Annotated in this window: 13 protein-coding genes and 1 pseudogene; 12 read left to right on the top strand and 2 right to left on the bottom strand. The window is 39.3% G+C overall.

Annotated features, from left to right (window positions below; all coding sequences use genetic code 11):
• Positions 1–9 precede the first annotated feature (9 nt).
• Complete coding sequence (gene ubiD, locus DXZ23_RS10795) at positions 10–1,482, top strand: 4-hydroxy-3-polyprenylbenzoate decarboxylase (protein WP_017806965.1); 1,473 nt, start codon at positions 10–12, stop codon at positions 1,480–1,482.
• Between the two features lie 51 nt (positions 1,483–1,533).
• Here the strand turns inward: ubiD and mepM are convergent, their stop codons facing one another.
• A complete protein-coding gene (mepM, locus tag DXZ23_RS10790; RefSeq protein WP_017806964.1) occupies positions 1,534–2,943 on the bottom strand; it encodes a murein DD-endopeptidase MepM in 1,410 nt (469 codons plus the stop codon).
• A 178-nt stretch (positions 2,944–3,121) separates the two neighbouring features.
• Here mepM and znuC point away from each other — a divergent pair, with 178 nt between their 5' ends.
• From znuC to rplT, 10 genes and pseudogenes are all read left to right on the top strand, one after another.
• A complete protein-coding gene (znuC, locus tag DXZ23_RS10785) occupies positions 3,122–3,916 on the top strand; it encodes a zinc ABC transporter ATP-binding protein ZnuC (protein ID WP_021724575.1) in 795 nt (264 codons plus the stop codon).
• Positions 3,917–3,928: 12 nt separating this feature from the next.
• Positions 3,929–4,714 carry a zinc ABC transporter permease subunit ZnuB gene (gene znuB / locus DXZ23_RS10780; RefSeq protein WP_017806962.1) on the top strand — a complete coding sequence of 262 codons (786 nt, stop codon included), beginning with the start codon at positions 3,929–3,931 and terminating at the stop codon, positions 4,712–4,714.
• A 343-nt stretch (positions 4,715–5,057) separates the two neighbouring features.
• On the top strand, positions 5,058–6,956 hold the full coding sequence (gene dnaK, locus DXZ23_RS10775) for a molecular chaperone DnaK (RefSeq protein ID WP_017806961.1): 1,899 nt from the start codon (positions 5,058–5,060) through the stop codon (positions 6,954–6,956).
• Positions 6,957–7,022: 66 nt separating this feature from the next.
• Entirely contained in the window at positions 7,023–8,159 is a 1,137-nt protein-coding gene (gene dnaJ, locus DXZ23_RS10770) for a molecular chaperone DnaJ (protein ID WP_017806960.1), read from the top strand.
• Positions 8,160–8,348: 189 nt separating this feature from the next.
• A pseudogene (locus tag DXZ23_RS10765) lies at positions 8,349–8,992 on the top strand (nucleoside recognition domain-containing protein).
• Positions 8,985–9,437 (top strand): YjiG family protein, encoded by a 453-nt coding sequence (locus tag DXZ23_RS10760; protein WP_017806959.1) that lies wholly within the window; start codon positions 8,985–8,987, stop codon positions 9,435–9,437. The pseudogene DXZ23_RS10765 and the gene DXZ23_RS10760 overlap by 8 nt, the downstream one beginning before the upstream one ends.
• An 11-nt stretch (positions 9,438–9,448) precedes the next feature.
• Positions 9,449–10,411, top strand: a complete 963-nt coding sequence (locus DXZ23_RS10755) for a M20/M25/M40 family metallo-hydrolase (protein WP_021724571.1) — start codon at positions 9,449–9,451, stop codon at positions 10,409–10,411.
• Positions 10,412–10,734: 323 nt separating this feature from the next.
• Positions 10,735–11,280, top strand: coding sequence for a translation initiation factor IF-3 (infC, locus tag DXZ23_RS10750; RefSeq protein WP_425277855.1), 546 nt, complete (start codon positions 10,735–10,737; stop codon positions 11,278–11,280).
• Positions 11,281–11,407: 127 nt separating this feature from the next.
• A complete protein-coding gene (rpmI, locus tag DXZ23_RS10745; protein WP_005596065.1) occupies positions 11,408–11,605 on the top strand; it encodes a 50S ribosomal protein L35 in 198 nt (65 codons plus the stop codon).
• Between the two features lie 65 nt (positions 11,606–11,670).
• A complete protein-coding gene (gene rplT, locus DXZ23_RS10740; protein ID WP_005546410.1) occupies positions 11,671–12,024 on the top strand; it encodes a 50S ribosomal protein L20 in 354 nt (117 codons plus the stop codon).
• A gap of 94 nt (positions 12,025–12,118) precedes the next feature.
• On the opposite strand, the gene DXZ23_RS15980 is transcribed toward rplT, so the two are convergent.
• Positions 12,119–12,253: a hypothetical protein gene (locus DXZ23_RS15980; protein ID WP_021724570.1), complete on the bottom strand. Its 135-nt coding sequence runs from the start codon at positions 12,251–12,253 to the stop codon at positions 12,119–12,121.
• Between the two features lie 382 nt (positions 12,254–12,635).
• Here DXZ23_RS15980 and DXZ23_RS10735 point away from each other — a divergent pair, with 382 nt between their 5' ends.
• Positions 12,636–13,286, top strand: coding sequence for an IS1595-like element ISHpa1 family transposase (locus tag DXZ23_RS10735; protein WP_017805306.1), 651 nt, complete (start codon positions 12,636–12,638; stop codon positions 13,284–13,286).
• Positions 13,287–13,290: the final 4 nt, after the last annotated feature.

Genomic DNA, 13,290 nt, shown 5'->3' with positions numbered 1-13,290 from the left:
TTCTCATTAATGAAATACAAAAATTTACGCGATTTTTTGCAGTTGTTAGAAGAACAAGGCGAGCTAAAACGCATTTCGCAACAAATCGATCCTTATTTAGAAATGACCGAAATTTCTGACCGCACTTTGCGAGCAGGTGGTCCTGCGTTACTATTTGAAAATCCGAAAGGTTTTGATATGCCCGTGTTATGCAATTTGTTTGGCACAGCAAAGCGGGTGGCATTAGGAATGGGGCAGGCTGATGTGTCGGCATTGCGGGAGGTTGGCAAGCTGCTCGCTTTTCTCAAAGAACCTGAGCCACCAAAAGGTTTCAAAGATTTATGGGCAACCTTGCCACAGTATAAACAAGTGCTAAATATGCCCGCTAAGGTGCTGAGTAAAGCACCTTGCCAAGAGGTGGTGTTGCGTGGTGATGAGGTGGATTTATACCGTCTGCCCATTATGCAATGCTGGAAAGAGGACATCGCACCGCTCATCACTTGGGGGCTGACGATTACCAAAGGGCCGAATAAAAAACGGCAAAATTTAGGCATTTATCGCCAGCAATTAATCGGCAAAAATAAATTGATTATGCGTTGGCTTTCTCATCGTGGCGGTGCGTTGGATTTCCAAGAATGGAAAGCACAAAATCCCGACAAGCCTTTCCCTGTTTCTGTGGCATTGGGGGCAGATCCTGCCACCATTCTTGCAGCAGTTACGCCCGTGCCAGATAGCCTTTCTGAATATGCCTTTGCGGGGCTGTTACGCGGCAATAAAACCGAAGTGGTGAAATCGGTGAGTAATGATCTTGATGTGCCAGCCAGTGCAGAAATTGTGTTGGAGGGCTATATTGACCCGAATGAAACCGCATTAGAAGGGCCTTATGGCGATCATACGGGGTATTATAACGAACAAGAATACTTCCCCGTTTTTACTGTAACGCATATCACAATGCGGAAAGAGCCGATTTATCATTCCACTTACACAGGACGACCACCTGATGAACCCGCGATTTTGGGCGAGGCGTTAAATGAAGTATTTATCCCTATTTTGCAAAAGCAATTTCCTGAAATTGTGGATTTTTATTTGCCTCCAGAGGGCTGTTCTTACCGCCTAGCGGTGGTTACGATGAAAAAACAATATGCGGGACACGCCAAGCGAGTGATGATGGGGGTGTGGTCATTCTTACGTCAATTTATGTACACCAAATTTGTGATTGTGTGCGATGATGATATTAACGCTCGCGATTGGAAAGATGTGATTTGGGCGATTACCACACGGAGCGATCCCGCTCGAGATTGCACCATCGTGGAAAATACGCCAATTGATTATCTGGATTTTGCTTCCCCCATTGCAGGGCTTGGCTCAAAAATGGGGATTGACGCGACAAACAAATGGCAAGGCGAAACAAGCCGAGAATGGGGCATTCCCATCAAAAAAGATCCTGATGTCGTGAAGCGTGTTGATGAGATTTGGGACAGTTTGGGGATTTTGGATAATTAAAAAAAAGTGCGGAATATAAGATAATAGCAAAAATATACCGCACTTTATTTTTTATATTTTTAATACTCGTTTTACTTCTTTCGCTTTTATTAAGAATTTTTTTCTCTCTTCGTTAGACATTTGACTGCTGGTTCCTGGTAATTTCACCGTGAGTGGATTTACAGGTCTGCCATTAATATGAAATTCATAATGCAAATGTGGGCCTGTTGAACGCCCAGTGTTCCCTGATAATGCAATACGTTGTCCACGTTTTACGGATTGCCCATTTTTGACTAACGGCTTACTTAAATGCATATAAATTGTTTGGTATTCTCGTCCATGACGAAGCATAATGTAGTTACCTGCCCCATTGGCTTGATAAGCAACTTTTTCGACAATTCCATCAGCAGGGGCAATAATCGGTGTACCAATAGCCATTGAGAAATCTACCCCTTTGTGTGGGCTAATTTTTCCTGTGACGGGATGCCGTCTATTTGGGTTAAAGGGAGAAGAAACTCGAGCTTGCCGCTGCATAGGGTATCTTGCGAATCCTTTTCCTAATGTTTCTCCCTTTTGGTTATAATATCGCCCATTATTTGATTGAATGGCGTAATAACTTTGACCATTAGTCTTTATGTGAATAGCTTCAACATTGCCTTGTCCCGTTAATTTGTTATCCAAATACTCTCGAGAAATGAGTAGGGCAAATTTATCTCCTGCTTTAAGTTTTTTCATACTAATTTGCCATTGAAGAGCCGTACTTAACTGATTTATCTGTTTTGAGTTTATTTCTTGGGCTTTTAGGCTTGCGGAAAAAGAACCTTTTATTTCGCCTTTTAAAATTTCCTTTTTCCAAATACTTTGTTTTTTTATAACTTGGCGTTTAAATTTATCATCATTTGTTCGCTCATAAATACGTTCTTCTTTCTGCGAAACTAGCCAGTTTAGGTATTCTAATTCTCCTTCTTTATTTATAGACCAGTAAAATTGTTGCCCAGCTTTTAATTTATTTAACTCTGGATCAAGTGAAATAAGAGTTTGACTGACATTATCTTCTAACCCAGCTTGCCCTAGAATATCCTGGAGTTTTTCACCTTGAACAACGGTATGGGAATATTGTTCTTTTATTCGTATAGCTTGATCAGCGACATTAAGTAAATCATATACTGCATTTCTAGCATTTTCAGGCAATGAAGATAGAGCGGTCTCATCTTCTTGATTTTGTAGCTCATCATATGAGGTTGCATCGTCAAGTTTGAAGCCCGAATGTATTTTTGAGCCCTCTGATACATTATCGTTTTCAGGTGTTAGATATTTATATTGCATTTCATCAGAGGAAAGTGTGAATGTATTTGGCTCAACATTATCTTTTACACTAAAAACGATACCTATTAGAATAGATAATATTGCTAGAACGAAGGCGATAGCTTTTATTTGTGATTTTCTTTTTCGTCTATCTCTAGCTAATTTTATATGCTGCACTACCTATAATCCTTTTATCATTTATTCTATGTTTTTATGACCCCAAAAGAGCCTAAAAATTCATTGATTAATTTTAGTTAAATTGTATTTAGAATAACGCATAAATTCTGCATTTAACTTGTTAAGTATGGCAAAATGAGCTATTTTAAGCCAATTTTTCATAATGTATAGAGATAAAATGCAAATTCATAGAATTAAGCCTCTTTTAATTGAGCTAAAAAATATCAACGTTCAATTTGAACAAAGAAATATTTTACAAAATATCAATTTATCTCTTTATCCCGATTCTGTGATCACCATTGTTGGTCCGAATGGCGGCGGGAAATCCACTTTACTCAAAGTTTTACTTAAATTGATTAAGCCAAGTTCGGGCGAAGTGATTTATCACAATAATGTGCGTATTGGCTATGTGCCGCAAAAAATTCACCTTGACCATAGCCTGCCTTTAACCGTAGAAAAATTTCTTGCACTAAAAAAAGGCGTAAGCAAATCTGAAATTGAAGCTGCGTTAGCTCTCCTTTCTATTTCCCATTTAAAGCAAAATGCAATGCAAAAGCTATCAGGAGGCGAAATGCAACGGGTGTTGTTAGCCAGAGCAATTTTGAATAAACCGAATTTGTTGGTGCTTGATGAACCTACTCAAGGGGTGGATATTGCTGGGCAGGCAGAGCTTTATCAGCTCATTCATCAAACACGAAAACAGCTGAATTGTGCGATTTTGATGGTATCGCACGATCTGCATATCGTGATGGCAGACACCAATGAAGTGCTGTGTATTAACCAACATATTTGTTGTGCTGGTACGCCTGAAATCGTGTCAAATGATCCGACGTTTAGACATTATTTTGGCAACCAGTTGTCGCACAATATCGCCCTTTATACCCATCATCATAATCATAAACACAATATTCACGGTGATGTGTGCTGCGGAAAGGAAATCACCCCAACGCAATGCGAACATCACCGCCATTAAAGAGAGGAAACAATGTTTGAGATTTTATTTCCCGCGTGGTTGAGTGGCATTTTGTTATCTTTTATTACCGCACCTTTAGGTGCATTTGTAGTATGGAGAAGAATGGCATATTTTGGCGATACGCTTTCCCATTCTGCTTTGCTAGGTGTGGCAATCGGGATATTTTTACAAGTTGATCCTTACCTAACCATTTTAATTCTCACTCTTTTGCTCGCCTTAGGAATGGTTTGGCTAGAAAGCAACACGCAATTTTCCGTGGATACCCTGCTTGGCATTATTGCACACAGTTGCCTCTCTTTAGGCGTAGTAACCGTGGGGTTACTGCAAAATGTTCGGGTGGATTTAATGAATTATTTATTTGGCGATCTACTGGCGATTAGCTATGAGGATCTTTATCTTATCGCCATTGGCGTTCTCGTGGTGGTGGGCTGCTTGTGGTATTACTGGAAACCGCTACTTTCCACCACCGTTAGCCTAGAGCTTGCACAAGTAGAAGGTATTAACATTCGTAAAATGCGTTTTGTATTAATGATTTTAACCGCCTTAACCATTGCCTTAAGTATGAAGTTTGTTGGTGCGTTAATCATCACTTCTTTGCTGATTATCCCCGCCGCCACTGCACGGCGTTTTGCCCGCACCCCAGAAGCGATGGTAGCGATTGGCGTCATCACCAGCATTCTTGCCGTATCATTTGGCTTAATGCTCTCCGCTTTCTACAACACCGCAGCAGGCCCTTCTGTGGTAATTAGTGCGACTTTTTTATTTCTGTTTTCTTTATTTAAAAGAGAAAAATCGTAAACAATGCACCGTACTTTATTATTTTGGAACTAAGCATAAAAATAAAGTGCGGTGTAAGTTTCTCTATTTTTTTTATTTAACAAACTTTATTTTACAAGAGTACAAAATTTCAACATAAGAAAATTTTTTCATTACTGCCCTTGAAATTTCTCTTTCGACCAACATTTTACTTCCATCAGTGAGTTGGGCTGCAAAATGTGAAAATTTTCTACCACACTTTGAATTTTATTCGCGTGTGAAAAAATGCAAAAAATTTGCAAAATTGCACTTGAAATTATGAAAGCCAGCCCAATTTAATCAAGCGTAAACAAATTAACCGAATTTTATTAGGAGAAAACATATTATGGGAAAAATTATTGGTATTGACTTAGGTACAACAAACTCTTGTGTGGCTGTAATGGACGGCGACAAACCGCGTGTTATTGAAAATGCGGAAGGGGATCGTACAACTCCGTCAATTATTGCTTATACAAATGATGGCGAAACCTTAGTAGGTCAGCCTGCGAAACGTCAAGCAGTAACAAATCCAAAAAATACTTTATTTGCAATCAAACGTTTAATCGGTCGTCGTTTTGAAGATCAAGAAGTACAACGTGATGTGAACATTATGCCATTTAGCATTGTGAAAGCAGACAACGGCGATGCGTGGGTTGAAGTGAAAGATGAAAAAATGGCACCACCGCAAATTTCTGCTGAAGTGTTGAAAAAAATGAAGAAAACAGCAGAAGATTTCTTAGGTGAGCCAGTCACTGAAGCTGTAATTACCGTACCTGCTTACTTCAACGATGCACAACGTCAAGCAACCAAAGATGCAGGCCGTATTGCAGGTTTAGATGTTAAACGTATTATTAACGAACCAACAGCAGCAGCACTTGCTTATGGTTTAGACAAAGGTAAAGGCAACCACACTATTGCGGTATATGACTTAGGTGGTGGTACATTTGACTTATCTATCATCGAAATTGATGAAGTAGATGGCGAAAAAACCTTTGAAGTATTAGCAACCAATGGTGATACTCACTTAGGTGGTGAAGACTTCGATAACCGTGTAATTAACTACTTAGTTGATGAGTTCAAAAAAGAGCAAGGTGTTGATTTACGCAACGATCCACTTGCAATGCAACGTTTGAAAGAAGCGGCAGAGAAAGCGAAAATCGAACTTTCTTCAGCACAACAAACTGATGTGAACTTACCTTACATCACTGCAGATGCAACAGGGCCAAAACACTTAAACATTAAATTAACTCGTGCGAAATTAGAAGCCTTAGTAGAAGATTTAGTAGCACGCTCATTAGAGCCTGTAAAAGTGGCATTGAAAGATGCAGGTTTAAGCGTATCAGACATTGATGACGTGATCTTAGTAGGTGGTCAAACTCGTATGCCATTAGTACAACAAAAAGTGGCTGAGTTCTTTGGCAAAGAGCCTCGTAAAGATGTGAACCCTGATGAAGCTGTTGCAATCGGTGCGGCAATTCAAGGTGGTGTATTAGCAGGTGATGTGAAAGACGTATTGTTATTAGACGTAACCCCGCTTTCATTAGGTATCGAAACAATGGGTGGCGTGATGACTACCTTAATTGAGAAAAACACAACGATTCCAACGAAGAAATCACAAGTGTTCTCAACCGCTGAAGATAACCAAAGTGCAGTAACCATTCACGTGTTACAAGGTGAGCGTAAACAAGCGTCTGCCAACAAATCGCTAGGTCAATTTAACCTAGAAGGTATTAACCCTGCACCACGCGGTATGCCACAAATTGAAGTAACTTTTGATATTGACGCGGACGGTATTATCCACGTTTCAGCGAAAGATAAAGGTACAGGTAAAGAACAACAAATTACCATTAAAGCGTCATCTGGTTTAAGCGAAGATGAAATCCAACAAATGGTGCGTGATGCAGAAGCCAATGCAGAAGCTGACCGTAAATTTGAAGAATTAGTTCAAGCGCGTAACCAAGCTGATCACCTTGTTCACAGCACACGCAAACAGTTAAGCGAAGTGGGTGATAAATTATCTGCAGAAGACAAAGCACCGATTGAAGCAGCGGTAAGCGAACTTGAAACCGCAGCAAAAGGTGAAGATAAAGCAGAAATTGAAGCGAAAATCCAAGCCTTAGTGCAGGCTTCGCAAAAACTAATGCAAGCGGCACAGCAACAAGGTCAAGCCGATGCACAACCACAACAAAACGGCAACGATGATGTGGTAGATGCTGAGTTTGAAGAAGTGAAAGATAATAAATAATTGATTTTCAATTATAAAATTAAAGGGCATAGCAATATGCCCTTTTAGCGTATAAAAAGGATAACAATGGCAAAACGAGATTATTATGAAGTGCTTGGCGTTGAACGTGGGGCTGACGAGAAAGCGATTAAAAAAGCCTACAAACGCCTTGCAATGAAGTTGCACCCTGACCGCAATCAAGGGGACAAAGACGCGGCGGAGAAATTCAAAGAAGTGCAAGAAGCCTATGAAATTCTAGGTGATAAAGAAAAACGTGCTGCATATGATCAATATGGACACCAAGCCTTTGAACAAGGCGGATTTGGTGGCGGAGCAGGGGGCTTCGGCGGCTTTAGTGGTGCGGATTTCGGTGATATTTTTGGTGATATGTTCGGTGACATTTTCGGCGGCGGGCGTTCGCGTCAGCGGGTAGTGCGTGGCGAAGATTTACGTTACGATATTGAAATCACCCTTGAAGAAGCAGTAAAAGGCACGAAAAAAGAGATTCGTATTAATACCTTAGCGGAATGTGATCATTGCCACGGTACAGGAGCTGAAAAAGATTCCAAAGTGGAAACCTGTCCAACGTGCCACGGTGCGGGTCGAGTGCGTCGTCAGCAAGGCTTTTTTGTTACTGAACAAGTGTGTCCAACTTGCCACGGCACAGGGAAGAAAATTGAAAAACCTTGTAAAAAATGCCACGGCGAAGGGCGTGTACAAAAACAAAAAAATCTTTCCGTCAATATTCCAGCAGGCGTGGATACGGGAAACCAGCTACGTTTAGCGGGAGAGGGAGCAGCAGGGGAGTTCGGTGCACCAGCAGGCGATTTATATGTGGTGATTCACGTTAAAGATCATCATATTTTTGAGCGTGATGGCAATAATCTATATTGCGAAGTACCGATTAGCTTCACAATGGCCGCCCTTGGCGGAGAAATTGAAGTGCCGACATTAGATGGTCGCTTGAAAGTTAAAATCCCAGCGGAAACCCAAACGGGCAAATTGTTGCGTTTACGCGGTAAAGGTGTTTCTTCACCACGCAGCGGCTATGCCGGTGATTTAATCTGTAAAGTGGTGGTGGAAACGCCTGTGAAGCTCAACGAAGAACAAAAAGAGCTATTAAGAAAATTGGAAGAAAGTTTAGAGGGTGGCAAAAAACACCGTCCGAAATCTTCTAGCTTCCTTGATGGTGTGAAGAAATTCTTTGATAATTTAGGAAAATAATTTTTAAATTAACAAAGGTGGCAATTAATTAAACACGTTTTTGATTATTGTCTTATTTAGATTGAGAACGATCGCACTTTATAAAAGTGCGGTCGTTTTTTTTTTGCATTTTTTGTGATAGTTATCACAGTTTTATTTTGTGCTTTAGTGTATGTTTTACCTATCTTGAATAACTAATAGGGAGTATATATGACAGAGCGTAGAGATTTTAAATCATTGGTTATTGGAACTATATCACTGGTTTGTGCCATTATCTTTTTTGGTGGATTTGCAAAAGAGATGCTAGGAGGGATCTTTGATTTTGGTAAGCTTACCGGACATTTTCCCGAATGGCTAAAAACTTCTGGTGGTGTGGGGCAAAAGGAGGGTTTCTTTTTGCATTGACATTAATTCCAAGTGTAATGCTTGCGTTAGGTTTTGTTGCTATTTTTGAACACTTTGGTGCTTTATTCGCAGCATCTAAATGGTTAAGCCCTATATTAAAACCTTTAATTGGTATTCCTGGAAATTGTTCAATTTCTCTTATTGCGAGTACACAAAGTACTGATGCCGGTAGCTCTACAACAAAATCTTTGTATGATGAGGGTAAGATTACTTATAGAGAGCTGCTGATTTTTGCAGCCTTTCAATTTAGCGCTGGAGCGATGCTTACTAATTTCCTTGCCTCTTTTGCTCCGCTCTTACTGTTGACAGACAAAAACGGAATGACAGCCCCTATTTCTGTTGCGATGTGTCTTGGCATTATTTTTCTCTTTAAATTATTTGGTGCGAATTTAATGCGTTTATATGTGAAAAAGTTTGTGAAAGAAGATGAAGGAGAAAAGTATGAGTAATAAGTTGATTACCGATATTTTTATTGATGGTGCAAGAAAAGGTTGGAATATTGCTATTCATAGCACAATCCCAAATGTATTAATGGCATTTGTGATTATTTATATTCTAAATGCTTCTGGATTATTAAAATTGTTAGGTGAATATGTTGGATTTATTATGGCTCCACTTGGCTTGCCAGGGGAATCTATCGCTGTGTTTCTTGCCGCATTTTTAAGCTGGGGCGGTGCTGCTGGCGTTTTAGTTGCACTTGTCCAAGCTGGTTCATTGGGGGCAGCAGATATAGCTATTTTGTTACCTGGAATGGCTTTGGTGGGATCGACAGTTCAATATATGGGACGTGTTTTAGGCGTGTTGGGTGTACCTGGAAAACATTATTTAGTGTTATTTGGTATTTGTATGATCAATGCTTATTTAGCGATGCTTGTGATGAGATTTATCATTTAAGGAAGATATTTATGAATGAACAACATTTATCTCAATTCATTTCTGAATTACGGGAACTCACAGATATTGAAAGTCCAACTTCTTCTATTGAAGGGGTTGAACAAGTTGCGAATTGGTTTATCAAAAAAGCTAAAAAGCTGGGGTTACAATACCAAAAAATTCCAATGAACACAGATAAAGTGGCTGATTGCCTTTTAATTAGTAATAATTTACAAGCAGAGAAGTTTGATATTTTATTTATTGCTCATATGGACACCGTGTTTCCTATTGGTACAGGGCAAGTCGTACCTTTTACTGTAGAGGGAAATCGACTTAATGCATTGGGGGTTATTGATGATAAATCTGGAGGGTTACTTGCTTTTTCCATTGCTCAAGCAATGGATTTAAAACAATACAATATAGCGATTTACCTTAATTCTCATGAGGAAATTGGTTCAATGTATGCAAAAGAAAGCATACGCGAGTATGCTCGTAGAGCAAAATATTGTTTTGTGATGGAACCCGCACGTGCAGATGGTTCAATGGTAGCGACTCGCAAAGGATTAATAACCTATGATATAGAGTTTTTCGGTATAGCAGCGCATGCTGGGAATTGTCCAGAAAAAGGGCGTTCCGCTTTGGTTGAGGCAGCAAACTTTATTGTCGAATTTTCAAAATATAATGATTTTCAGCGTCAACATACGTTTAACTGCGTTATTAAAAATGGCGGAACTGCACATAATGTAATTGCTGATTATGCTTCATTAACTATTGAAATGCGTTACAAATATCCGGAATCTATAGAATTTTTTGAAGATAAATTAACTCAATTACTTACTTCTCCTTTTGTTGAGGGAGTTACGACGAAAAAAACATTGATCAATAGTGAAGCACCTATGATTGATGAAGTAAATTTACCAAAGATTAAAGCAATATTTGCTCAGGCTGCACAAGAATTGGATTACCCTTTAAATGGGTTAATGCGGGAGGATTAAGTGACGGAAATATCGCCTCGTCAGCTGGCTGTCCTACGATTGATGGTTTAGGACCAATAGGAGGAAATATGCACGAAAAAACGGAATATATGCTGATAGATTCCATTGTTCCTAAATATCATTTAGTACTTAATGCCATTAATAAATTATTGGCTTAGTGTAAGGTTATCGGTGTTCCTTGAAAAACACCTAGTATGTAAAATAACCTATTGCATAAAGTATATAAATGCTATAAAATTCGCCCGTTTTTGCTTTAGATAAAGCAAGTGAAATTTCGTTCTTCTGCGTTGCAGAAAATTGTTTTAATCATATAGAGGAATAAGATTATTAAAACCGTAAAAAAAGTACCAACAACAAATCGCCCAAATCGCATTAACGAAGAAATTCGGGCGAAGGAAGTTCGCTTGATTGACCAAGATGGTGAGCAAGCAGGAATTGTCAGTCTGCAAGAGGCTTTAAATAAAGCGGAAGAAGTAAATCTCGATCTCGTGGAAATCAGCCCAAATGCTGAGCCACCTGTTTGCCGTATTATGAACTATGGCAAATTCCTGTATGAAAAAGGTAAAGCAGCAAAAGAGCAGAAGAAAAAGCAGAAAGTCGTACAAGTGAAGGAAATTAAATTCCGTCCAGGTACAGATGAAGGCGATTATCAGGTAAAACTACGCAGCCTGATTCGCTTCTTAGAAGATGGGGATAAAGCTAAAGTTACCGTTCGTTTCCGCGGGCGGGAAATGGCTCACCAAGACATTGGTTTAGACGTATTAGAGCGTGTAAAAAATGACCTTTCTGAAATTGCTGTTGTTGAATCAGCACCGGGAAAATTAGAAGGTCGCCAAGCTGTTATGGTGCTTGCCCCGAAAAAGAAATAATTAGGCACATCAAGTAAGAAAAGTGCGGTAATTTTTTACCGCACTTTTGTTCGCCTAATTATACTGATAGCGTCTTTCTTTTTGGAAAGATGAAATTAATCATAAACAATGCGGAGTTATTTAAACAATGCCTAAAATTAAAACAGTACGTGGTGCTGCGAAGCGTTTCAAAAAAACAGCTTCTGGCGGTTTTAAACGTAAACAATCTCACTTACGTCATATTTTGACTAAGAAAACCACTAAACGTAAACGTCATCTACGTCATAAATCAATGGTTGCGAAAGCAGACCAAGTTTTAGTTGTAGCCTGCTTGCCATACGCATAAGCGTAAACAAGTAAAGCGTACGTCAAGTGAATTTTAGTTAATAATATTGTATAGGAGATTAAATAATGGCTCGTGTAAAACGTGGTGTTATTGCAAGAGCTCGCCATAAGAAAATTCTTAAGGCAGCTAAAGGTTATTATGGTGCGCGTTCACGCGTTTATCGCGTTGCGTTCCAAGCTGTAATTAAAGCAGGTCAATATGCTTATCGCGACCGTCGTCAGCGTAAACGTCAATTCCGTCAATTATGGATTGCACGTATCAACGCTGCGGCTCGTCAAAATGGCTTATCTTACAGCAAATTCATCAACGGCTTGAAAAAAGCCTCTGTTGAGATCGATCGTAAGATCCTTGCTGACATTGCAGTATTCGACAAAGTAGCTTTCGCAGCTCTAGTTGAAAAAGCAAAATCAGCACTTTAATTTTTAAAGTGATATGAAAGGACGCTCTATAGCGTCCTTTTTCTTATAAACCGATTTTACCCAAATACGCATAAGAATAATTTATCAAGGTTTTTTATTCGCTTAAAGAGCGGTGAAAAAATGATGAATTTTCCCACCGCTCTTTGCCCTGTAGCCCAATGACGAAATGACGTTTAGCAACATCAATACCACAATAAGTTTGTTCATTCATCATTAACCTGCCTTGCATTCGGGTTTAAGTCTGGCAACTGTTCGGTTTTTTGGTGAAATGTTATCTGCTCTCATTGCTACAACTCGGTTTGTTGCCTGGGGCGTATGCGAGATGCAGATAACGGGGTTTTGTTGCTATTTTATATTAATTTTAATATACAAGGGGCAGACCTATGTGTCTGCCCGAAACAATATTTTCTAAAAAACGGATGAGAAAATGAACACGGGCGAACTACATAGGTTCGCCCCTACGAGGAAATAATGGTAAATCTCACCTACCCCCTCTCTACAAAAGAGAATAACTTTTCACTGGGAATAAATAGATCTCGGTAAAAATTAATAAAATAAAAGGGGCTGTCCTAGATAACAACTAAAAAATCTATTTAGGTTAGAATGAACCAATGAGAAAAAGTCGTCTAAGTCAGCACAAACAAAATAAACTCATTGAGCTATTTGTTGCAGGTGTTACTGCAAGGACAGCAGCAGAGTTAGTCAATGTAAACAAAACGACTGCTGCATATTACTTTCATCGTTTACGCCAACTCATCTATCAAAACAGCCTTCACTTAGAGATGTTTGAAGGTGAAATTGAAGCCGATGAAAGTTATTTTGGCGGTGCTCGCAAAGGCAAACGTGGTCGTGGTGCGGCAGGGAAAATTGCGGTATTCGGGCTTCTCAAGCGCAATGGCAAGGTTTATACCGTTGCGGTTCCAAATACGCAATCTGCCACCTTGTTACCCATTATTCGGGAGCAGGTAAAGCCTGATAGTATTGTTTACACCGATAATTATCGTAGTTATGACGTGCTTGATGTGAGTGAATTTAGTCATTTTCGTATCAATCACAGCACACATTTTGCTGAAAATCATAACCACATTAACGGAATTGAGAATTTTTGGAGCCAAGCAAAACGCCATTTACGAAAATTTAATGGTATCCCAAAAGCGCATTTTGAGCTTTATTTAAAGGAATGTGAATGGCGTTTTAATTACAGCAACATAAAAAGTCAAATTTCTATTTTAAAACAATTGGTTAAAGGGAGTTTAGTCTAGTTAT

It is taken from the genome of Avibacterium paragallinarum, from assembly GCF_900450705.1.
GTDB classification, from domain to species: Bacteria; Pseudomonadota; Gammaproteobacteria; order Enterobacterales; family Pasteurellaceae; genus Avibacterium; species Avibacterium paragallinarum.
The sequence above is the reverse complement of the archived record's forward strand: the minus strand, read 5'-3'. Positions and strand labels throughout refer to the sequence as shown.

Excerpts from the sequence above, each read along its gene's own strand:
- ubiD (WP_017806965.1), top strand. The coding sequence starts at position 10 with ATGAAATACAAAAATTTACGCGATTTTTTGCAGTTGTTAGAAGAACAA.
- znuC (WP_021724575.1), top strand. The coding sequence starts at position 3,122 with ATGCAAATTCATAGAATTAAGCCTCTTTTAATTGAGCTAAAAAATATC.
- znuB (WP_017806962.1), top strand. The coding sequence starts at position 3,929 with ATGTTTGAGATTTTATTTCCCGCGTGGTTGAGTGGCATTTTGTTATCT.
- dnaK (WP_017806961.1), top strand. The coding sequence starts at position 5,058 with ATGGGAAAAATTATTGGTATTGACTTAGGTACAACAAACTCTTGTGTG.
- dnaJ (WP_017806960.1), top strand. The coding sequence starts at position 7,023 with ATGGCAAAACGAGATTATTATGAAGTGCTTGGCGTTGAACGTGGGGCT.
- DXZ23_RS10760 (WP_017806959.1), top strand. The coding sequence starts at position 8,985 with ATGAGTAATAAGTTGATTACCGATATTTTTATTGATGGTGCAAGAAAA.
- DXZ23_RS10755 (WP_021724571.1), top strand. The coding sequence starts at position 9,449 with ATGAATGAACAACATTTATCTCAATTCATTTCTGAATTACGGGAACTC.
- rpmI (WP_005596065.1), top strand. The coding sequence starts at position 11,408 with ATGCCTAAAATTAAAACAGTACGTGGTGCTGCGAAGCGTTTCAAAAAA.
- rplT (WP_005546410.1), top strand. The coding sequence starts at position 11,671 with ATGGCTCGTGTAAAACGTGGTGTTATTGCAAGAGCTCGCCATAAGAAA.
- DXZ23_RS15980 (WP_021724570.1), bottom strand. The coding sequence starts at position 12,253 with ATGCAAGGCAGGTTAATGATGAATGAACAAACTTATTGTGGTATTGAT.
- DXZ23_RS10735 (WP_017805306.1), top strand. The coding sequence starts at position 12,636 with ATGAGAAAAAGTCGTCTAAGTCAGCACAAACAAAATAAACTCATTGAG.